3 protein-coding genes are annotated in these 24,471 nt (G+C 69.0%); all 3 read right to left on the bottom strand.

The genetic code is table 11. The annotated features are described in order from the left end of the window. Positions 1-134 precede the first annotated feature (134 nt). Positions 135-12,341, bottom strand: coding sequence for an amino acid adenylation domain-containing protein (locus tag RBB84_RS13380; RefSeq protein ID WP_350246165.1), 12,207 nt, complete (start codon positions 12,339-12,341; stop codon positions 135-137). A gap of 182 nt (positions 12,342-12,523) precedes the next feature. Next, positions 12,524-18,364 (bottom strand): non-ribosomal peptide synthetase, encoded by a 5,841-nt coding sequence (locus RBB84_RS13385; RefSeq protein ID WP_033098812.1) that lies wholly within the window; start codon positions 18,362-18,364, stop codon positions 12,524-12,526. 155 nt (positions 18,365-18,519) lie between these two features. Then, positions 18,520-24,330: a non-ribosomal peptide synthetase gene (locus tag RBB84_RS13390; RefSeq protein WP_255025830.1), complete on the bottom strand. Its 5,811-nt coding sequence runs from the start codon at positions 24,328-24,330 to the stop codon at positions 18,520-18,522. Positions 24,331-24,471: the final 141 nt, after the last annotated feature.

Consider the following 24,471-nt stretch of genomic DNA (forward strand, 5'->3'; position numbering starts at 1 on the left):
GGATGCTTCATACGGTTCTCTCACCTTTTCGAGTTGGGCAGCGGTTGTCGGCGTCGGGTTCGACGGTGACGAACGGAACCTACCTGATTACAGGTTTCGTACAGTTACATGCGTCGGGATGCGGAAGCAACTCGTTACATCTGCTTCCTTCTCAGGTACTCGTCGAGTACAGGGCCGATCGCCGCGAGCGACTCCGGCGTCATCATCGCCCCGTGGACGCAACCGACCGGAACGTCCTTGATGCTGCCGGTCACAAGATGTGACCACTGCTGCTCGACATCGTCCTGGTTCGGCGAATGATCCGCAGCGGTGAAGTAGAGCAGATCCCCCTCGAAAACACCCGGAGTATGCGAGGCGATGAGCTCGGCGGAATGGAGCGCACCTTCGTACAGGTCTCGAAACCGCTCGGGAGAGAGGGCGAACATCTCCTGCGGGATCATCTCCCACAACTTTTCCAGGTGTTCGTCGGACAATGCCATCACGTTGTCCCCATCCTCAAGGACGACGCCGATCTGGGCGAGCTCGTCACGAATGGTGTCCCGGAAATCCCCCACCTTCAGGTTCAGTCGGCTGTCGAGCATTGTCAGACTCCCAACCTGTTCGTTCTCCCCCTGAAGACGGACAGCCATTTCGTGAGCGAGCACGCCACCGAGCGACCAGCCCATCAGATGATAGGGCCCTTCGGGTTGCACAATCCTGATCTCCTCCACATAGCGGGCGGTCATCTCGGCGAGGGACTTAGGTCGGTAACCGTCCTCCGACAGAATCCGGGATTGGACGCCATAGACAGGACGGTCGCGCACAAAATGGGTCAGACCCGAATACGTCCATGCCAAACCGTACAGAGGATGCACACAAAAGAGCGCCTTGCCGCTACCACGAGTCCGAAGCGGCAACAGGATCTGCATCGAATTGTCGTCCGACGGATCGAACGCTTCCCCGCTATCGAGATCGAACGCGATCCGCTGTGCCAGCGCCTCGACGGTGGTTTCGGCAAAGAGCCATTGGACTCGAACCTCGACACCGATCTTCTCGCGTAGGCGACTTACCACTCGAGTTGCGATCAGTGAGTTTCCGCCCAGCTCAAAGAAGTCGTCGTCGACACCGACGCGGGGTACGCCTAACACCTCGGCATAGACGTTCGCGACGATCTCCTCGATCGGGCTACGGGGAGCGCGGAATTCGCGGACCTCGAAGACGGGCTCCGGCAGGGCCTTGCGGTCGAGCTTGCCGCTGGTGTTGAGCGGGAACGCATCGAGCACGACGACCGCCGACGGCACCATGTACGACGGCAGGACGCTACGCACGGCGTCGAGCAGGACCGCCTTGTCGACAGTGTGCCCGGGTGCCGGCACGACGTAGGCGACCAGCTGCTCACCGGTCGGTGTCGGCACGACGAGCGCGACGGCCTGGCTCACCTCGGCGCAGCCGAGCAGCGCCGTCTCGATCTCGCCCAGTTCGATGCGCTGACCGCGGAACTTGACCTGGAAGTCGGTGCGGCCGAGATAGTCCAGGACGAGGGCACCGTCGGCGATGCGGCGCCACCGCACGAGATCGCCGGTGCGGTACATCCTGCTTCCCCGCACCCCGAGGGGACTCGCGACGAACCGGTCGGACGTGAGGTCGGGGCGCTTCTCGTAGCCGCGCGCGAGTTGCACGCCACCGAGATACAGCTCGCCCGGGGTTCCCACCGGGGTGGGACGCAGACGCGAATCCAGCACGTATACCTGCACGTTCGCTTCGGGAACGCCGATCGGCACGGAATGGTCGCCGTCCTCGGCGCCCCAGTAGGTCGCCGAGACCGCGGCCTCGGTGGGGCCGTAGAGGTTGTGGACCGCCGCGTCACCGAGACGCCGGAAGGCCGTCACGGTCTCCGGCGGGAGGGCCTCGCCGATGACGAAGACGTGGCGCAGGCCGGCGCAGCTACCCGCCGGGGCGTGGGCGGCGAAGACGGTGAGCATGGACGGGACGAAGTCGGTGAGCGTGACGCCGTACCGGACGATCGCGTCGGCCACGTAGGCCGGGTCGCGGTGACCGTCGTGGGTCGCGACGACGAGCGTACCGCCGGTGCGCAGCGGCAGGAAGTAACCCCACAGCGACACGTCGAAGGTCGTGGCGGTCTTCTGGAGGTACACGTCGCCGGGCGAGATGTCGTACTCCGCGGCCATCCACTCGAGCTGATTGACGATCGCCTCGTGGGGGACGGACACACCCTTCGGACGTCCGGTGGATCCGGACGTGAAGATCACGTAGGCCGGTGAGGCGGCCTGGACGGTGCCCCGCAGTTCGTCCTCGCGCACGGGCTCTGCCGGATGGTCGGGCAGAGCCGGGTCGTCGACGAGGATCGTCTCGACCCCGGCCGGGAGATCCCCGGCGTCGGCGGTGGTGCTGAGCACGCACACCGGTCGTGCGGTGTCGAGGATGTGGCTGATCCGGTCGGCCGGGTGGTCGGGGTCGAGCGGCACGTAGGCCCCGCCCGCCGTGACGACCGCGTACATGGCGGCGACCAGATCGATCGAGCGCCGGATACCCAGCGCGACAAGCGATTCGGGTCCGACACCGACCGAGATCAGGTGACGGGCGAGGCGGTTGACCCGCGCGTCGAACTCCGTATAGGTGAGGGCGTCGTCGCCGAAGACGACTGCGGTGGAGTCCGGGGTCGAGGCGACCTGCGCGCGGTAGCGCGAGAGCAGGGTCTGCGCATCGACCGGTCGCTCGGTGGCGTTCACCTCGACGGTGAGCGCGTGTCGCTCCGGCGCGGCCAGCAGGTCGACGTCACCGACGACCATCTCGACGTCGCCGGTGAGCGATTCGAGGACCGTCACGAGACGGGCGGCGAGCGACCGCACCGTCGTCTCGTCGAAAAGGTCCGTGGCATAGGTGAACTGGGCATCCATACCGGCGGGACGTCCCTCGACCTCTCGCGGTCCGACGGTGAGCTGCAGATCGAACTTGGCGATGCTGCCACCGAGATCCACCGGCTCGACGTCCAGTCCGGGCAGGGCGAGGTCGGGTCGCTCCATGTTCTGGAAGAACAGGGCCACCTGGAACAGCGGATGGTGACCAGCGGAACGAACAGGGTCGAGGACCTCCACGAGCCGCTCGAAGGGCAGGTCGGCGTGGGCGAACGCGTCGATGTCCGAGGCGCGGACCTCGCGCAGGACGTCGGCGAACGTCCGCTCGGGAGTGACGGTGGTCCGCAGCACGAGTGTGTTGACGAACATGCCGATCAGATCGTCGAGCGCCTGCTCGCCGCGGCCCGCGACCGGGGTGCCGATCGCGATGTCGTTCGCACCCGAGATCCGGGACAATAGAACGGCGAAGGCCGCGTGGAAGACCATGAAGGGCGAACATCCCGCGGCCCGGCCGAGTTCGACGACGGCCTCGTGCAGGGCCGGGTCGATCTCGAACTCGACGACCGCCCCGCGGCCCGACGCCCCGGCCGGGCGTGGCCGGTCGGTGGGCAGTTCGAGACGATCCGGTAGATCCGCAAGAACCGATGTCCAGTAGGCGATGTCTTTCGAGATCGTCGAATCCGGATCATCCTCGTCGCCCAGGACGGACCGCTGCCACAGGGTGAAGTCCGCATACTGCACGGCGAGTGGTTCCCAGCCGGGCACCGCCCCCGCCCTACGGGCGAGGTAGGCGGTGACGAGATCACGCACGAACGGCTCCATCGACGCACCGTCGGCAGCGATGTGATGGACCACGATGATCAGAACGTACTCGTCGCCCGTCCGTAAGAGTTCTAGTCGCCAGGGCACTTCGACGGTGATATCGAATCCCGTCATCACTGCATGGATCACTCGACTTTCGATCTCCGAGCTCTGGACCTCCTCGACTCGTAACACCGGGATAGCCTTCGAGACAGGCAGGACCAACTGGCTGCCCACACCGTCGCGGTCCGGATAGATCGTCCGAAGGGGTTCATGTCGTTCGACAAGATCCGCGACCGCGGCACCGAGCGCATCGGCGTCGAGTGTCCCGCGCAGACGCAGTGCGACGGGGATGTTGTTCGCCGCCGAGGCCGAATCGAAGCGATTCAGGAACCACATGCGCTGTTGCGCGAAGGATAGTGGAATCGTCTCGGGACGAGGGCCTGGCACCAAAGGTATGCGATCCCCCCCGGCGAGAGACTCGACCACGGCAGCGAGTCCCGCCACAGTGGAGGATTCGAAGAGTTCGCGCACGGTGACCCGCACACCGAGCGCTTTGGAAATCCGCGCCGCCACCCGCGTGGCGATCAGCGAGTTGCCCCCGAGAGTGAAGAAGTCGTCGTCCACCCCAGCCCGGGGCACGCCCAACACCTCTGCGTATGTCCGTGCCACGATCTCCTCGTACGGCGTAGCGGGAGCTCGGTACTCGCGCTCTTCGATCACCGGCTCCGGCAGAGCATCACGATCGAGCTTGCCCACCGGGGTCAGCGGCACCTCGTCGAGCACCACGATCGCCGACGGCACCATGTGCGGCGGCAACGATCGCGACACGAATTCCGTCAACTCCGCGGTGTCGATCGTGCGGCCGCGGACGGGCAGCACGTAGGACGCGAGGACGGTCGCACCGGACGGGGTGGACCGCCCCACCGTCGTCGCCCAGTTCACGGACTCGTGTGCGCTGAGGACCGCGTCGATCTCACCGAGTTCGATGCGGAAACCGCGCACCTTGACCTGGAAGTCGCTGCGGCCGACGAACTCGATCTCGAGCCGGTCCTCGACGGGCCGCCACCGGACGACGTCGCCGGTGCGGTACATGCGGTCGCCGGGTTCGCCGTAGGGGTTGGGGACGAACCGCTCGGCGGTCAGCGCGTTGCGGCGGTGGTATCCGCGGGCGAGTGCCCGGCCGGCCACGTAGAGCTCACCCGCCATACCGGCGGCCACGGGACGCAGACGCGAGTCGAGCACCAGGGCCGACACTCCGTGTGTAGGACTACCGATGGTGATCGGCCGTCCCGGCTGGAGCCTACCGAAGGTAGTCATAATGGTCGCCTCGGTCGGGCCGTAGCCGTTGAAGTACCTCCGTCCCGCCGCCCATTGCGCGAGCAGTTCGGGCGTGGTGACGTCGCCGCCGACACAGATCGTTTCCACACTGTCGAGGCCGGTCGGATCCATGGTGCCCAGCACGGCCGGAGTGATCGTCACATGTGTCACCCCCTCCGCCCGCAGTAACTCGGCGAGATCCGGCCCGCCGATGATCCCTGCCGGCACGATCACCAGAGTGGCACCGCTGGAGAACGTGGCTGTCCACTCGAGCACCGATGGGTCGAAGCTCGGCGAACAGATGTGCAGGGAGCGGTGCCCTGCACGGAGATGGTAGAGATCGGCAGCAGTGTCGACCACACCGCCGAGGCCGGCGTGGGTGACGACGACGCCCTTGGGCTTGCCGGTCGACCCCGAGGTGTAGATCAGGTAGGCCGGGTGGTGAACCCGGATCGGGCGTACCCGGTCGGCGTCGGTGATCGGTGCGGCGGAGCGGGATTCGACGTCGGCGGCGAACGCCGGGTCGTCGATCAGCAGCCATTCCGCGTCGTCGGGCAGTCCGCCGACGAACTCGGACGACGTGATGCCCAGGGTGGCCCCGGAGTCGTCGAGCATGTAGCGCACGCGGTCGTCCGGATAGGTCGGGTCGACGGGCAGGTGCGCGGCGCCGGTCTTCGCGATCGCCCACACGCTGAGCACCATCTCGTACGAACGGGGGAAGGACACGGCCACGAAGTTCTCCGGTCCGGCACCACGCTCGATGAGCAAGCGGGCCAGTCGCGACGAGGTTTCGTCGAGTTCGCGGTAGGTGATCGACCGTCCCTCGTACCGCACTGCCACGGCGTCGGGATCCATCGCGCCCCCCCGCGTGAGGATATCGCTGAAACTTCCTCCAGTGGTCACGTGACCACCGCGGACGTGGATGAGGCGGTCGAACTCATCCACGTCGAGGATCGCCAGGTCGCCGACGGGCGCCTCCGGAGTGTCCAACGCGCCAGTGAGCAACATCGAGAACCTGCGCGCGAACTCCTCCACGGTCCGCCGATCGAACAGGGCCGTCGCGTAGGAGAACTCGGCTCCGATGCCGGCGGGCTCGCCCTCCTCGTCGTACTGCTCACGCAGTATGAGCGAGAGATCGAACTTCGCAGTGTCGACGTCGAACGGGACTCCTGAGACCGTCAGGCCCGGAAGTTCGAGCGCTGCCTCACGAAAATTCTGGAACGACAGGACCACCTGGAACAGCGGGTGGCGTGCCGTCGACCGTTCGGGGTCGATGATCTCCACGAGCCGCTCGAACGGGATGTCGGCATGAGCGAACGCCTCGAGGTCGGCCTCGCGCACCCGTGCGAGCAGGTCGGAGAAGCCCTCACCCGTGTCCACCCGGCTGCGCAGCACGAGGGTGTTGACGAACATGCCGATCAGGTCGTCGACCTCGGCCTCACCGCGACCCGCGATAGGCGTGCCGATCGCGACGTCGTCGGTGTCGGCCATCCGCGCGAGGAACACCGCGAGCGCGGTGTGCACGACCATGAACATCGTCGTGCCGGTCCGCCGCGCGAGCGCCGCGAGACCGCGGTGCGTATCCGCATCGATCGTAAATCCGACCATGCCACCGGCGAACGACTGCACCGCCGGACGCGGCCGGTCCATCGGCAGGTTCAGCTCGTCCGGAAGCCCGGCGAGGGTGCGTTTCCAGAAGTCGGCCTGCGCCGCGAGCAGGCTCGCGGCATCGTCCTCGTCGCCGAGCACGTCGCGCTGCCAGATCGCGAAATCGGCGTACTGCACGGGCAGCGGTGCCCAACCGGGAACCTGCCCCTCGGCGCGGGACATGTAGGCCGTCATCACGTCGCGGGTCAACGGCGAGATGGACCAGCCGTCGGCGCTGATGTGGTGGACGACGAACACGAGCACGTGATCGCGCTCGGAGAGCTCGAACAATCGTGCGCGCAACGGGATCTCGGTGGTGACGTCGAACCCGCGGGAGACGACCGCCGTCACCTTCTGCAGCAGGTCGTCCTCGGTGGCCGATTCGACGTCGATGTCGGGCGCGGCTTCCGCGACCGGGAGGATCAGCTGATAGGGACGTCCGTCCACTTCCGGATAGACCGTGCGGAGCACCTCGTGCCGGGCGAGCAGATCCTGGACCGCTGCCCGCAACGCGTCGAGGTCGAGCGCCCCGGTCAGGCGGACCGCGACCGGGATGTTGTTGACCGACGATTCGGTGTCGAAGCGGTTGAGGAACCACATGCGCTGCTGCGCGAGCGACAGTGGGACCCGCTCGGGACGTTCCTGTGCGACGAGCGGCGTGCGGCCCTGGGCCTCGCTCTGCTCGACGCGGGCGGCGAGAGCGGCTACGCCGGGCGCCTCGAACAGGACACGAACGGGCACAACGGTTCCCAGTTCGGAACCGAGGCGCGCGACGACCTGCGTCGCGATGAGCGAGTTGCCGCCGAGGGCGAAGAAGTCGTCGTCGAGCCCGACACGGTCGACACCGAGGACGTCGGCGAACACGCCGGCGACGACCTCCTCGACCGGGGTCGTGGGTGCACGGAAGCCGCGAGCCTCGAAGACCGGGTCGGGCAGCGCCTTCCGGTCGACCTTGCCCGAGCTGCCGAGCGGCATCTCGTCGAGGACCACGAACTGCGACGGCACCATGTAGGCCGGGAGCACCGCGCTCAGCGCGGCCTGCGCGGCGTCGCGGTCGAAGGTCGTGTTCGGGGCCGGGACCACGTAGGCGACGAGCTGATCGCGGCGCACCTGCGCGGCGGCCTGCGACACCCCGGTGTGGTCGAGCAGCGCGGTCTCGATCTCCCCGAGCTCGATACGCAGACCGCGGAGCTTGACCTGGAAGTCGGTGCGGCCGAGGTACTCGAGATCTCCGCTGCGGTCGTTGCTCCAGCGCACGAGGTCGCCCGTGCGGTACAGACGTTCACCCTCGCCGAAGGGCGAGGCGACGAAACGCTCGGCGGTCAGATCGGGGCGGCCGACGTAACCGCGCGCCACCTGCACGCCCGCGAGATACAACTCTCCCACGACACCGGCGGGAACCGGCGACAGTCGCGAGTCGAGCACGTAGGCGCGGGTGTTCCACACCGGAGCGCCCATCGCGACGGAACCACCCGTCGTTCCTGCGACCGGGCGGGCGGTGGCGTGCACCGTGGCCTCGGTGGGGCCGTAGAGGTTGTGGAGCTCGGCGTCGCTGCTCCGGGAGAACTGCTCGGCCACCGACAGCGGGAAGGCTTCACCGGCGACGAGCACGGTGCGCAGCGACGCGCAGTCGTCGGGCGACACCGACGCGGCGAACACCGCGAGCATCGACGGGACGAAGGAGGTCGCCGTCACCGCGCGCTCGCGGATGACGGTGCCGAGATAGGCGGGGTCGCGGTGCCCGTCCGGGACCGCGATCACCATGCGCGCACCGACGGCGAGGGTGCCGAAGAGTTCCCACACCGACACGTCGAAGGTGAACGGGGTCTTCTGCAGCACCACATCGTCGGGGCCGATCCCGTATTCGGTGGTGATCCACCGGATCTGGTTGACGACCGAGGCATGGGCGACCGCCACACCCTTCGGGCGTCCCGTCGAACCGGAGGTGAAGATCGAGTACGCGGTGTTCGACGGCCGCAACGGCGCGACGCGGTCGGCGTCGGTGACCGGCTCGGCCGGTGTCGCGGACAGGTCGAGGGTGTCGATCGCGAGCGACGGCACCGATGCCGTGGCCGGCACGGAGAATCCGTCGCGTTCGGTGGTCAGCACCACCACGGGCGCGGCGATGTCGAGGATGTACCCGTTGCGATCCTCGGGCTGATCCGGATCGATCGGCACGTAGGCACCACCGGCCGTAACGACCGCGTACATACCGACGAGCAGATCCAGCGAGCGGCGCATCGCCAGACCCACCCGCGCGTCGGGACCGACACCGAGCGAGATCAGGTGTCGTGCAAGACGGTTCACACGCTCGGAGAACTCGCCGTAGGTCAGCGTCTCGCCCTCGAACTCCACCGCGACCGCGTCCGGCGACCGCCGGACCTGCTCGGCGAACAGATCGACGAGGGTCCCGGCGTCGCCGAGTGCGTGCTCGGTGGCGTTCCACGTGGCGAGCACATCGGTGCGCTCGGCATCGTCGAGCAGCGCGACATCACCGACCGGGAGTGCGGGTTCGGTCACGACCGCGGTGAGGATCCGGGCCAGGCGCTCGGCGAAGGACTCCATCGTCCGGGCGTCGAACAGATCGGTGGCATAAGTCAATTCGACGAGATAACCCTCGGCGGTGGCGTCGTCCGAGACGGTGACCTGCAGGTCGAACTTCGCCAGTGCCACGTCGACATCGAGCGCCGAGACGGTCAGGCCGGGCAGCTCGAGGGAGCCGGCATCGAGGTTCTGGAACGCGAGGAGCACCTGGAACAGCGGGTGCCGTGCCGTCGACCGTTCGGGGTCGATGATCTCGACGAGCCGCTCGAACGGCAGGTCGGCGTGCCCGAACGCTTCGAGGTCGGCGCCGCGCACCCGGCCGAGCACCTGCTCGAACGACTCGCCGCCCTCCACCCGGGTGCGCAGCACGAGGGTGTTGACGAACATGCCCACCAGATCGTCGAGCGCCGCGTCGCCACGACCGGCCACCGGGGTGCCGATCGCGATGTCGTCGGTGCCCGACAGACGCGCCAGCAGCACCGCCAGTGCCGCGTGCACGACCATGAACTCGGTGGTGGAGGTGCGCCGGGCGAGATCGCGGACGGCGGAACGGAGTTCGGAGTCCAGGACGAACCGGTGCGAGGCACCGCGGTAGCTCGCGACCGCCGGTCGCGGACGGTCCGCCGGCAGGTCGAGCTGCTCGGGCAGACCCGCGAGGGTCTCCCGCCAGAACGCGACCTGCGAGGAGATGATCGACTCCGGATCGTCCTCCGAACCGAGCACCTCCCGCTGCCAGATGGCGAAGTCGGCGTACTGCACCGGCAGCGGCTCCCACTGCGGGGCGTCACCCGAGACGCGGGCCGCGTAGGCCGTCACGACGTCGCGGGTCAGCGGACCCATCGAGAAACCGTCGGACGCGATGTGGTGCACGACCAGCACCAGCACGTGCTCGGCCGCGGTCCCGGTCTCGGTGACGGCGAACAGCCGGGCCCGGAAGGGGACCTGCGTCGTCACGTCGAAGCCGGTGCCGACGATCTCGGTGGCCCGGGCGATCAGATCGGACTCGGCCACCGGGACCGGCGTCAGGTCGGGCACCACCTCGTCCACCGGCAGCACCTGCTGGTAGCCCACACCGTCGACGTCCGGGTAGATCGTCCGCAGCGACTCGTGCCGGCCGAGCACGTCGACCACCGCGGAGCGCAGCGCCTCGACGTCCAGGACGCCGGTCAACCGGATCGCCCCGGGGATGTTGTTGACGGCCGATTCCGGTTCGAAGCGGTTGAGGAACCACATCCGCTGCTGCGCGAGCGACAACGGCACCCGCTCGGGACGCTCCTGCGCCACGAGCGGAGCTCGGTCGTCACCGGCAAGAGGTTCGACCATGACAGCGAGGGCGGCGACCGTCGAACCCTCAAACAGCAGGCGGGCAGGCACCCGTACCCCTAGACGCTCACTCAGCCGTGCCGCCACTCGCGTGGCGATCAGCGAGTTACCCCCGAGATCGAAGAAGTCGTCGTCGAGGCCGACCCGCGTGGAGTCGAGTCCCAGCACGTCGGCGAACACCGCGGCGATGTCGATCTCGGTGCCGGTTTCCGGGGCCCGGAACTCGGTGACGATCGGCCCCGGATCGGGCAGTGCGTCGCGGTCGAGCTTGCCGGTGGGCGAGAGCGGGATCTCGTCGATCGGCACGATCGCCGAAGGCACCATGTGGGCAGGGAGCCGCTCGGCGGCCAGGGCCGACAGTTCCTGCAGGTCGACGGTTGCGTCGGGGGCCGCGTGCACGTACGCGACAAGCTGTGCCTGCCCGGACGGGCCCGTCCGCGCGAGCGTCGCCGCGAAGTCCACTGCCGGCGAGGAGGCCAGCACGGCGTCGATCTCGCCGAGTTCGATGCGGAAGCCGCGAACCTTGACCTGGAAGTCGTTCCGACCGATGTAGACGATGGGGGATGCGGCGTCCCGGGGTCCGCGGACGAGGTCGCCGGAACGGTACATGCGCGTGCCGCCGGGGGCCGCGACGAACCGGGCGGCGGTCAGCTCCGGCCGACGGTGGTATCCGCGGGCCACGCCCGGACCCGACAGGTAGAGCTCGCCCGTCACCCCGGCCGGAACGGCGTGCAACCGTGTGTCCAGCACGTGCGCGGTGGTGTTCCGGATGGGCGCACCGATCGTGATCTGCTCACCCGGAGCCAGCGGATCCGAGATGTTGGTCATGATGGTCGTCTCGGTCGGACCGTAGCCGTTGAAGAATCGCCGTCCCGGCGCCCACCGCTCCACCAGGTCCGGAGGGCACGCCTCACCGCCGACGACGATGCAATCGAGCACGCCCAGGCCCGTCGGGTCGACCGAGGCCAGCGCGGCCGGGGTGACGAAGGCGTGCGTGACCTGCTGTTGCACAACGAGTTCGGCGAACTCCTCGCCGCCGTACACGGAGGTCGGGGCGATCACCATCGTCGACGACGCGCCGATCGCCAGCAGCAGTTCGAGGATCGAGGCGTCGAAGCTCGGGGACGCGAAGTGCAGCGTGCGCGAGTCGGAGGTCAGGGCATACCGCTCCACCTGCTCGGTGCAGAAGTTCCCCAGACCCGAATGGGTCACGACGACGCCCTTCGGCCGTCCGGTCGACCCCGAGGTGTAGATGATGTAGGCCGTGTTCTCGACCCGCAGGGTTCGGACCCGTTCGTCGAACGAGACGGGCTCGGACGGAAGAGCCGCGAGCTGCTGCGCGATCGCGGGATCGTCGAGTGCGATCCACCGGGTCGCGGAGGGCAGGGCGGGTTCGTTCTCGGCGAGGGTCAGGCCGAGCGCCGCGCCGGAGTCGACCGTCATGTGCTCGACCCGGTCGGCGGGATAGTTCGGGTCGACGGGCACGAAGGCGGCACCGGTCTTCGCGACCGCCCAGGTGGCGAGCACCGAGTCGATCGACCGGGCGATCGCGAGCGCGACGACGTCCTCGGGACCGACACCGAGGCCGATCAGGTACCGCGCGAGTCGCGAGGACGCCTCGTCGAGCTCGGCGTAGGTGAGCGAACGGTCATCCTCGACCACTGCCGTCGCGGAGGGGTCGCGTTCGACCGCCGCCGCAATCAGCTGGGGAAGCAGCGCGGCCCTGGCTCCGCGACGCTCGGGACGCCTGCGTGGCCGCCGCCGCTCTGCTGCCGCAGGTCGAGCATCGCCAGAGGCTCCACCGTTCCCCTCGGCCCCCTGCTCGCCGACCTTACGCAAGGCTTCACTCACCACTGGTCCCGATCCCTCGTACGTCCCGTTCCGGCCGCGGCCACCCGGTTGTTACCGGGCAGTCATGTGCCCATTAGAGCATCGGTGGCCGAGAAGCCATGTTACGGCCGTGGGCGCGCACGCCACGGTGGGACGACCCGTGCGGGCCGCCCCACCGTGGCGGGATGTCGAGTTGTGGCCGGTCAGCGCCTCTCGTCGAGACGGCGACCGATGGCGGGTCCGATGACCGCCCACGCCTTCCTGGTGGCCATGTCCCAATGCGAGACCGGCACCTCACGCGTGGTCACCAGCCCGTTCACGTAGGGATACCAGGCCTCGGTGGAGGACATCGGACGATCGGTCTCGGCGATGAAGACCGTCAGGTCACCGTCGTAGACCTCGGGACGATGCGTCGCGAGGACCGAGTACGAGTGCCGGACGCCCTCGACGATCCGGGTGATCCGTTCCGGGGACAGGCTGTCGAACGGAGCCGGCAGAGCCTGCACCACCTGCTGCGCGCTCTCGGCGGTGAGCTCGGTGAGGGGGATCTCCGCAGCCGGGCCCTCGGCCGGGATGCCGAGCACGTTCGCGACCGTCGGGGCGGTGGCCGCGGTGGGCTGCGCGTCGGCCCGCGCGGCCCCGGTCTCGGGGTAGGCGTCGAGGATCGCGAGGGTCGGGACCTGCTCCCCCGCCCGTCGCAGCCGGACCGCGACGGCGTGGGCGAGGATGCCGCCCATGGACCATCCGACGAGATGGTAGGGGCCGTGCGGGTGCGCCTGCCGGATGAGCCGGACGTACTCGTCCGCCCAGGCGTCGATGTCGCCGGGCAGGTCGTCCGCCTCGCCGAGCGCGGGCGACTGCAGACCGTAGACGGGACGGTCGCCGAGGTACGGCACGAGGCCGGCGAAGCCCCATGCGAGGCCGGTGACGGGGTGGATGCAGAACACCGGTGCACCGTCCCCACCGGAACGCAGCGGCAGCAGCGGGTCGAGCCCGGCAGTGCCGAGCGTGTCCGTCTCGGACGTGCTGTGCGAGTCGATCCGGGCGGCGAGTTCCTCCACACCCGGGTGCAGGAACAACCACGGCAGCTCGACGTGGGCGTCGAGGCGGTCGCGCAGGCGCGCGGCGACCTTGACCGCGCTGAGCGAGTTGCCGCCGATACCGAAGAAGTCGTCGTCGAGACCGACCGGGTCGTCGCTGCCGAGCACTTCGGCGTAGACCGACGCGACCGTCGCCTCCGTGCCGGTGCGCGGGGCGCGGTAGGGCGCCGTGACGACCTCCGCCTCCGGGAGGGCCTTGCGGTCGACCTTGCCGTTGACGTTAAGCGGGAGGGCGTCGAGGGTGACGAAGCCCTGCGGGACCATGTAGGACGGCAGCGTCCGCGCCAGCGCGCCGCGGATCGCGGTGATGTCGGGGGCTCCGCCGGTGGGGACGACGAACGCGACGATCCGGTCGCCGTGCTGCACCGTCACCACCGCGTCGCGGATCTGCGGCAGCGCCCGCAGCGCGGACTCGATCTCCCCGAGCTCGATGCGGAAACCACGCACCTTCACCTGGAAGTCGGCCCGGTCGAGGTATTCGAGCGTGCCCGACAGCTGATCGTCGTCGAACCGCCAGCGCACGAGGTCGCCGGTGCGGTACAGGCGTGTGCCGGGGTCGCCGAACGGGTTTGCGACGAACCGCTCGGCGGTCAGCTCCGGTCGGCCGGAGTAGCCGCGCGCGAGCTGGGTTCCTGCGAGGTAGAGCTCTCCGGCCACTCCCGGGGGCACCGGGTGCAGCCGCTCGTCGAGGACGAAGACCTGCGTGTTGGGGATCGGGCCGCCGATCGGAATCGAGCTCTCCCCCGTCTCGGTGACGCGGTGCGCGGTCACCGAGACCGCCGCCTCCGTCGGCCCGTACAGGTTGACGAGATCGGTGTGCGACCGCTCGAGGGTGCGTTCGGCCGTGTCGACGGGAAGCACCTCACCGATCGCGAGCACTCGTCGCAGCGAGTCGGGCAGTTCGCCGTCGGCGTCGTCGAGCAGCGCGTCGAGCATCGAGGGCACGACGTGCAGGGTCGTCACGTGCTCGCGGCGGATCAGGTCGTTGAGGTAGGCCGGGTCGCGGTGGCCGTCGGGTGCGGCGACGACGAGTTTCGCGCCGGAGGTCAGCGACGACCAGAACTCCCACACCGACAGGTCGAAGGTCGCTGCAGTCTTGAGCAGGACGGCGTCGCCCACGCCGAGGCGGTATTCCTTCCGCTTCCAGACGAGCTGGTTGACGATCGCCTCGTGCGGCACGACGACGCCCTTCGGCCGTCCCGTCGATCCGGACGTATAGATCACGTAGGCGGCGTTGCTCGCGCGCAGCGGGGCGAGGCGGTCGGCGTTGCGGATCTCCTTGCCGCTGTAGGCAGCGAGGTCGACGGTGTCGACCTCGATGGTCGGCCGGTCGCCGGGCAGGTCGAGGCGGTCGCGGCTCGTGGTGAGAATGCAGGCGGGGTCGGCGGATCCGAGGATGTACTCGACGCGTTCGCGCGGGTGGTCGGGGTCGAGCGGCAGATATGCACCGCCGGCCTCGACGACCGCGTACATCGCGACGACGAGGTCGATCGAACGTCGGATCGGGAGCGCGACGACCGTCTCGGGACCGACGCCGTGTTCGATCAGCATCCGTGCGAGGCGTCGCACCCGGTCGGCGAAGTCCCCGTAGGTGAGTTCGCTGTTCGCGTCGACGAGCGCGCACGCCGTGGGCGTCGTGCGGGCCTGATCGTCGAACAGGTCGGCGAGGGTCCGGCCGGGGCCCACCGCGAGCTGTTCGGCCTCCCAGGCTTCGAGCATCGCGGCGAGCTGGTCGGGCTCGTGCAGGTCGATGTCGCCGACCACGACGTCGGCGTCCTCGGCGACGGAGCGCAGGATGCGCAGGTAGCGGTCGACCATGCGCCGGATCGAGGGTTCCTCGAACAGGTCGGTAGCGTAACCGAATTCGATGTCGAATCCACCCGGTCCGCCGTCGACGCCTTTGTCGACGATCGTCACGTGCAGGTCGAAGCGGACCGACGAGGACGACGCGTCGAGCGCCTCCACTCGCAGGCCCGGCAGCTCGAGCGCGTCGATGGTGAAGTTGTGATACGACAACCCGACCTGGAAGAGGGGGTGCCGGGACGGCGACCGGACGGGGTCGAGCACCTCGACGAGCCGTTCGAACGGGATGTCGGCGTGGTCGAAGGCATCGATGTCGACCGTGCGGGCCTGCTCGAGCAGATCGGCGAAGGTGCCGCCGAGATCGACCTCGGTGCGCAGCGCGAGCATGTTGACGAACATGCCCACGACACCGTCGAGTTCGGGCGCCGAGCGACCGGCGACGGGGGTCCCGATCACGACGTCGTGGGTGTTCGACAGGCGCGCGAGGAGTGCGGCGAGTGCGGCGTGCACGACCATGAACGGGGTGGTTCCCGCCCGGCGGGCGAGGCCGGTGATCGCCTCGTGGACGTCGTCCTCGAGTTCGACGCGCACGGCACCGCCGCCCGCGCCGAGGATCGCAGGTCGCACGTGGTCGGTGGCGAGATCGAGATGCTCGGGGACACCGGCGAGCGCGCCCGTCCAGTACGCGAGCTGACGGCCCGCGATCGATTCGGGGTCGTCGTCGGTGCCGAGGACCTCCCGTTGCCACAGCGTGTAGTCGGCGTACTGCACCGGCAGGGGCACCCAGTCGGGCGCGTGCCCACCGACACGTGCGGTGTACGCGGTGACGAGGTCGCGCACGAGCGGCGCGAGCGAGGTGCCGTCGCCGGCGATGTGGTGCAGGACGAGGACGAGCACGTGCTCGTCGGGTGCGGTCGCGAACAGGTGCGCACGCACCGGAACCTCGGCCGTGACGTCGAATCCGCGGCCCGCGACGCGCGCGAGATGCTCCGGCAACTCGCCGGCGGGCACCTGCTCGACCGGAACGTCGACGACGCGTGCTCCCGGTTCGAGGATGCGCTGCTCACCCACACCGTCGATCTCGGGGTAGACGGTACGGAGGGTCTCGTGACGCTCGACGAGGTCGGCGAACGCCGCGCGCATCGCGTCGACGTCGAGCCCACCGGTCAGACGCACCGCGAGAGGGATGTTGTACAGGGCGGATTCGGGATCGAGGCGGTTGAGGAACCACATGCGCTGCTGCGCGTAGGACAGCGGCAGGTGTGCGGGTCGCGGGCCGGCGACGAGCGGTACCGCGCGATCGGAGCCGGCCGCGTCGAGGTGCCGGGCGAGTGCCGCGACGGTCGGCTCGTCGAACAGCGCGGCCGCGCGGACTGTGACGCCGAGACGCGCGCGGAGGCGGCCGACGACGGACGTCGCGAGGAGCGAGTTGCCGCCGAGATCGAAGAAGTCGTCGTCGAGTCCGACCCGGTCCACACCGAGGACATCGGCGAAGACATCGGCGACGGCCTTCTCGGAAGCGGTGACGGGAGCGCGGAATTCGGCGACGGTCGTTCCCACCTCGGGAAGCGCCGCGCGGTCGACCTTGCCGGAGGGGGTCAGCGGGATGCGGTCGAGGGGCACGACCGCGGCGGGGACCATGTACGTCGGGAGCACGCCGGCGACGTGTTCGACGAGGCTGCCCGGATCGAGCGGGTCGTCGGTGCCGTGCACGTAGGAGACGAGTTGGGTCTCGCCGGCAGGGGTCTCGCGGCCGACGGTGAGGGCGAAGTCGACCCCTGGGTGCGACGCGAGTGCGGCGTCGATCTCCCCGAGTTCGATGCGGAATCCGCGGACCTTGACCTGGAAGTCGTTACGGCCCACGTAGACGATGCCCGACGAGGGCGTCTCGGGTCCGCGCACGACGTCGCCGGTGCGGTACATCCGCGCACCTCCCGGCGCTGCGACGAATCGCGCTGCGGTGAGCCCTGGGCGACCGAGATACCCGCGGGCCACCCCCGGCCCTGCTGTGTAGAGTTCGCCCGCGACACCGACGGGGACGAGGTGGAGTCGCGAATCGAGCACGGTCTCCGTGACATTGCCGATCGGAGGTCCGATCGTCACCCGGTCGCCCGGGGTGAGGGGTTCGGAGATGTTCGAGACGATGGTCGTCTCGGTGGGTCCGTAGACGTTGTGGAAGCGGCGGCCCGGCGCCCATCGCGTCACGAGTTCGGGCGGGCACGCCTCGCCGCCCACCGCGACGGTGCCGAGTACCTCGAGACCGGCCGGGTCCACCGAGGCCAGCGCAGCGGGTGTGACGAATGCGTGTGTGACCCCGTGCTTCCGCACGACATCCGCGAACTCCGACCCGCCGAAGACGGTCAGCGGGGCGACGACCATCGTCGACGACGCACCCACCGCCAGCAGGAGTTCCAGCACGGAGGCGTCGAAACTCGGTGACGCGAAATGCAATGTGCGCGACTGCGACGAGAGTCCGTAGCGCTCCACCTGTTCGGCGCAGAAGTTGGCGAGCCCCGAATGCGTCACCACGACGCCCTTGGGGCGACCGGTGGAGCCGGAGGTGTAGATGACGTACGCCGCGTTCTCCGCACGGACGACACCGCGTCGCTCGTCGAAGAAGACGGGCTCCGAGGACATCCCGGCCGATTCGTCGCGCACCTCGGCCGTGTCGAGCACGAGTGCGGGTACCTCACCGGGCAGCGTGCCGGCGTGTTCCTCGGTGGTCAGGACGAGCCCGGCCCCCGAATCGTCCAGCATGTAGGCGATGCGATCGGCGGGATAGGTGGGGTCGACGGGCACGAACGCCGCGCCGGTCTTCGCCACCGCCCATGTCGCGAGGACGGATTCGAGCGAGCGCGTGAGGAACTGCGCCACGCAGTCCTCGGGACCGATTCCGCGCGAGATCAGAAGACGGGCAAGGCGTGACGATCCCGCGTCGAGTTCGCGGTAGGTGAGAGCGCCGGATTCGGAGACGACGGCGATGCCGTCCGGATTCCGTTCGACGGCGACGGCGAGCAGATGGGGCAACGATGCGGTCGGTGCGCTGCGGCGCAATCTCCGAGGGCTGCCCGACGTACGGATCCCGGAAACGGATCCCTCGTCCGAGTGGGCCGAGTCGAAGTCCATCGCATTCGTCGTCATACCACTCCCCGCTTCGCGCCGGGGGACGGTACGGCTGATGAACGCACGCCGAAACAGGCACGCGCCCTGGCGTATCGACGCGATCAGGCCCCCGACAGCCGGATCACGTACGCCGAACTACACGAGTCTCGCACAGGAGTACGAACGCTGCCACATCAGTGCCCGACACGGAGTGTCGAGTCGCGCTTGCGGACTTCGCAATTCGGACATACACGGCGGTTGCACCAGGCGGCGAGGAGCGGGCCGACGGTGCGACACGCGTGCTCGCCCGTCATCGCCCAGTGGGACACGTCGATGTCGTGGCGGTGCACCCGTCCGGTGACGAACTCGGTCCAGTCCCTCCGGGAATCGTCTTCCGGCGACGCCGAACTCCGCGACCCCACGAAGAGCAGGTCGCCGTCGAAGCGTCCCGGGTAGTGCCGCTCGAGAACGTCGAACGAATGACTGATGCCGCCGAGAAACGACTCCATGGACGGGAAGACGTCGCTGTCGAATTCGCCACGCCCGAGAATCGATGTGATATCCCCGACGTTCGGCGTGGCGCGGTCACCGTTGTCGAGACCGTTCAGGGCCGCGAGGGCCACCGACTGCGGATCGACGGACTCCGGTAGCGGGGCCGGGACGTGCGCATCGAGCAGGACGAGGGAGTCCACGGAGCTCCCGTGTCGTTGCAGTTGCACGGCCATCTCGTGCGCGATCACTCCGCCCATAGACCACCCGACGAGGTGGTAGGGCCCGTCGGGGTGCGCGCGCCGGATCTCGTCCACGTACAGGGCAGCCCATTCCCGGATCGATCCGGGAAGCTCCTCGGTGCCCGACAGCGCGGGCGACTGCAGTCCGTAGACCGGACGACCGGCGTCGATGAACTCCGCGAGCCGCGAGAATCCCCAGGCGAGGCCGACGACGGGGTGGACGAAGAAGACCGGCTCACCGGAGGCGGGTCCCGTGCGCAGGGGGAACACGACGTCGAACGCCGTGGACGCCGACTCCTCACCGTCGCGCTCGCTGCGTTCGATCCGCTCCGCCAGTTCGGCGACGACGGGGTGGGCGAACAGCCACTCGAGGGGCACGGGACGCTCCAGCGCCGCCGCGAGTTCGCTGACCGCCCGGACCGCGACCAGCGAGGTACCGCCCGAGCGGAAGAAGTCGTCGTCACGTCCGACCGACTCGATGCCGAGGACCTTCCCGAACACCTTCGCAACGGCGGATTCGACGGCGGTGGCGGGCGGACGGTGCTCGGCCGGCGCGGCCGGGACGAGTGGGAGGGCGTTCCGATCGAGTTTGCCGGTGCTCCCCTTCGGCAGGCAGTCGATCGCGCGGATGTCGGCCGGGACCATGTAGTTCGGTAACCGTTCGCCGAGCGAGGTCCGCAGGGCGGCGGTGTCCGGTTCGGTGCCGTCCGAGACGACCACGAAGGCCACCACGCGGTCGCCACGATGTGCATCCTGCTGCACCGTTGCCGCCGCGGCAGCGACGCCGGGGCATGCCCGGAGTGCGTCCTCGATCTCACCGAGCTCGATCCGGAACCCGCGGATCTTCACCTGGAGATCCCGGCGACCGATGTAGTCGAGTTCGGGTCCGCGTGCGCTCGTGACCCAGCGCACCAGGTCCCCGGTCCGGTAGAGACGCCCTCCGCTGCCGAAGGGGTCGGCGACGAACCTGCCGGCGGTCTCACCCGCCCGCGCGACGTAACCGCGCGCGAGTTGCTCGCCGGACAGGTACAACTCCCCGACCGCGCCGAGCGGGACCGCACCGAGGCGGTCGTCGAGCACGTGGACGCCCGTGTTCCACACCGGTGTCCCGATCGGCACGCCGTGGACGTCGGCGTCGGTCACCGGGTGATCGGTCACCGAGACGGCCGCTTCCGTCGGCCCGTAGAGATTCACCAGTTCGGCGTCGCTGCGGGCGGCGAACTCCCGCGCGGTCGCGGCGGGCAGGGACTCACCGATGGACAGCACACGCCGCAACGTCGACGGAAGTCGCTTCTCGACCCCCGACAGGAACATGCCGAGCATGGTCGGAACCCCGTGGAAGGTGGTGACCCGTTCACGCTCGAGCAGGGCGATCATGGCGCGGGGGTCGGGGTGGCGTCCCCGGTCGGCGATCACCAGCCGGCCACCGCACGTCGACCAGCCCCAGAACTCCCAGACCGACAGGTCGAAGGTCGCCGGGGTGTGCAGGACCGACACGTCGTCGGGTCCGAGGTCGAATCGCTCTCGCAGCCAACACATCTGATTGGTGACCGCACGATGGGTGACCGCAACACCCTTGGGGACCCCCGTCGAACCGGAGGTGAACAGGACGTACGCGATGTTCTCCGGTCGCAGCCGGGCGAGCCGTTCGGCATCGGTCACCGGCGCTGCGGACAGTCCGGCATGGGCCGGATCGTCGACGTCGATCACCGCGGCACCGCCGAGATCGACGGCTGCGGACGCCCCACCCACACGTACGACGACGGCGGGTTCGGCGGCCGCGACGATCTGCGCGATGCGTCCGGGTGGCAGGGAGGGGTCGAGCGGAACGTAAGCTCCGCCGGCGACGGACACCGCGTACATCGCGACGACCAACTCGACGGATTGTCCGATCATGAGGCCGACCCGGGTCTCGGGGCCGACACCGGCCGCGATCAGCGCACGCGCACACCGGTTCACACGCTCGTCGAATTCCCTGTAGGACACCGACGTTCCCTCGTGAACGAGGGCGATCGCATCGGGGCGACGATCGGCGTGCGCCCGGAACGGATCGGGAAGGACGGATGCGTCCGACCGGCGGTACTTTCCCCTGCCGATGTCGAGCAGCCTGGTCCGCTCGTCCTCTCCGATCATGTCGGCATCGCCGACGGGACGTGACGGGCAGTCCACGAGTGCGGCGAGCACGCGCGTGAACATGGACGAGAACGAGCGGGCGGTCTCCTCGTCGAACAGGTCGGCCGCATACGTGAGCCGACCCGCCAGCCCGCCGCACCGCCCGTCCTGGTCGACGCGTTCGCCGACGAGCAGATGCAGGTCGAACTGCGAGATACGAGTGTCGGGGACCAGACTCTCGACGGACAGACCGGGAAGGTCGAGCCGGGACGGTGCGAGGTTCTGGAACGACAGGCCCACCTGGAAGAGCGGGTGCCGTGCCAGGGATCGGGCCGGATCGAGCGCTTCGACGAGCCGCTCGAACGGCAGGTCGGCGTGGTCGAAGGCCTCCAGCACCGTCGCGCGACTGCGGTCGAGGAGTTCGTCGAAGGATTCGGCGGGGTCCACGACGGTCCGGAAGACGAGGGTGTTGACGAACATGCCGATGAGGTCGTCGAGCAGCGGATCGGTGCGCCCGGCGACGGGGGTGCCGATGGCGATGTCGCGCGTCGCCGACAACCGGGCGAGCATCACCGCGAAGGCGGCCTGGGCGACCATGAACGGGGTCGCACCGTGACGCGCGGCGAGTTCGCGCAACTGCTCGTGGACGTGGGCGTCGACCTCGACGTCGACACTGCCCCCGCGGTGCGACTGCACGGTCGGCCGGGGACGGTCGGTGGGCAGATCGAGCTGGTCGGGCAACCCGTCGAGGGCGCGCCGCCAGTAGTCGAGTTGCCGCGCGGCGACCGATTCCGGGTCGGATGCATCACCGAGCGCATCCCGTTGCCACAGTGCGTAATCCGCGTACTGGACGGCCAGCGGCGGCAACTCGGCCGTGGTCCCGGTCGCGCGGGCGGCGTAGAAGGCGGCGAGGTCGCGGGTCAGCGGCGCGAGCGACGCTCCGTCGGCGGCGATGTGGTGGACGACCACGACGAGCACGTGTTCCGTTGCATCACTGTCGTTTTCGATACTGCTACTGCACCGCAGCAGTCGGGCCAGGACCGGAACCTCACGGGTGACGTCGAATCGGGTCGAAAGGACGGCGTCGACCTCGGACCGCACGGCGTCGGGATCGACTTCGACCGGCAGGAGATCCGGCAGGAACGCCTCGATCGGGAGGACCTCCTGCACCGGGACACCGTCGATCTCGGGGTAGACGGTGCGGAGTGTCTCGTGCCGAGCGACGAGATCGCGGACCGCCGCCTGCATCGCCGCGGCGTCGAGATCTCCGGTCAGCCGGACGACGATCGGAATGTTGTATGCCGCAGAGGAATCGAATCGTCCGAGGAACCACATGCGTTGCTGCGCCAACGACAACGGCACCCGATCCGGACGCTGCCGCGCCGCCAACACCACACTCCCGACCCCGGCACCGGCGGTGTCGGTGTCGAGACGGGCCGCCAACTCCTGCACCGACGACGCCTCGAACACCACCGGCACCGCCACCCGATACCCCAACCGCGCCGACAACCGCGCCACCAACCGCGTCGCCGCCAACGAATTACCACCGAGATCGACGAACGAATCGTCCAACCCGACCCGCTCGACCCCCAGAACCTGCGCGACCTCCTCGGCCACCGCGATCTCCACCGGCGTCCGCGGCGCCCGATACTCGGCCACCTCGAACACCGGCGCCGGCAACGCCGCCCGATCGACCTTCCCCACCGGCGTGAGCGGCACCTCGTCGAGCACCGTCACCGACGACGGCACCATATAACCGGGCAACACCTCCCCCACCGACGCCCGCACCTGCGCCGGATCGAGCACCGCCCCCGCCTCGGGCACCACATACGACACCAACGCCGACTCCCCCGACGCCAACGCCGCCCCCACCGTCACCGCGAAACCGACCCCCGGCACCGACGACAACACCGCATCGATCTCCCCCAGCTCGATCCGGAACCCCCGGATCTTGACCTGGAAATCACTGCGCCCCACATACTCGAACACCCCATCGCCGCCGCGACGCACCAGATCCCCCGTCCGATACATCCGGCCACCCGGGGTGAACGGATCGGCCACGAACCGCGCCGCGGTCAACCCGAACCGACCGTGATAGCCCCGCGCCACCTGCGCCCCGGCCACATACAACTCACCGACCACACCCTCGGGCACCGGACGCAACCGCTCATCGAGCACGAACGCGCCCACCCCCGCGATCGCCGACCCGATCACCACCGGCGCATCGGGCACCAGCTCCGCCGACGAGGTCGCCAGAATCGTCGTCTCCGTCGGACCATAGGCATTGAAGAACCGCCGCCGACCCGGCACCGACCACCGCCGCACCAGATCCGGGGTGAACGACTCACCCGCCACGACCACCACACGCAGATCGTCCAAGCCCGCAGGATCCATCGACCCCAACGCACCCGGCGTCATGAACACATGCGACACCGACTGCGACGCAATCACATCCGCCAGATCCGGACCACCACCGACCCCCGCCGGCGCCACCACCACCGTCGCCCCCGCCGAGAACCCCACCCCCAACTCGAGCAACGACACATCGAAACTCGGCGAACACACATGCAACACCCGCGAGGAGCCATCGACCCCGAAATGCTCACGCTCGGCCGACATCACCCCACCGATACCGGCATGCGAAACCACCACACCCTTCGGCCGCCCCGTCGACCCCGAGGTATAGATCATCCACGCCGCATCCGACAGCTCGAGCGAACGCACCCGATCCGCATACGAAACCGGACGCGACGACAACTGCCCCACCCGCGCAGCCACCGACACCTCGTCGACCGCCACCACCGGCACCGACCCCGCCGCCTCGGCCACCACCTGCGCCACCGACGACACCGTCAACGCCAACACCGCACCCGAATCGGCCACCATGAACTGCACCCGCTCGGCCGGATAACCCGGATCCACCGGCACGAACGTCGCCCCCGACTTCGCCACCGCCCACAACACCACCACCGACTCGAGCGACCGCGGCACCGCCACCACCACCGCATCCCCCGGCCCCACCCCACGACCGATCAACCACCGCGCCCACCGCGACGACACCGCATCGAGCTCCCGATACGACAACGACCGAGAACCCTCCACCACCGCCACCGCATCACCGGCCGACTCCACCGCCGACACCAACAACTGCGGCAACAACACACCCCGACGACCACTACGTCGATTGGAACGGCTCGAAACTGGGGTTCGAACCCTGCCTGAACCGGGCGCTGTCACTCTTCCGAACCGTGGTCCTTCCTGGTCGGATTTCGCGTGCGTCACGTATCAAACTCCTCCCGACCG

Source organism: Rhodococcus sp. D-6 (assembly GCF_040256695.1).
Taxonomy (GTDB): domain Bacteria; phylum Actinomycetota; class Actinomycetes; order Mycobacteriales; family Mycobacteriaceae; genus Rhodococcus; species Rhodococcus pyridinivorans.

What these genes read in the sequence shown, in the direction of transcription:
- RBB84_RS13385 (WP_033098812.1), bottom strand. Translation starts at nt 18,364, where the DNA reads ATGACGACGAATGCGATGGACTTCGACTCGGCCCACTCGGACGAGGGA.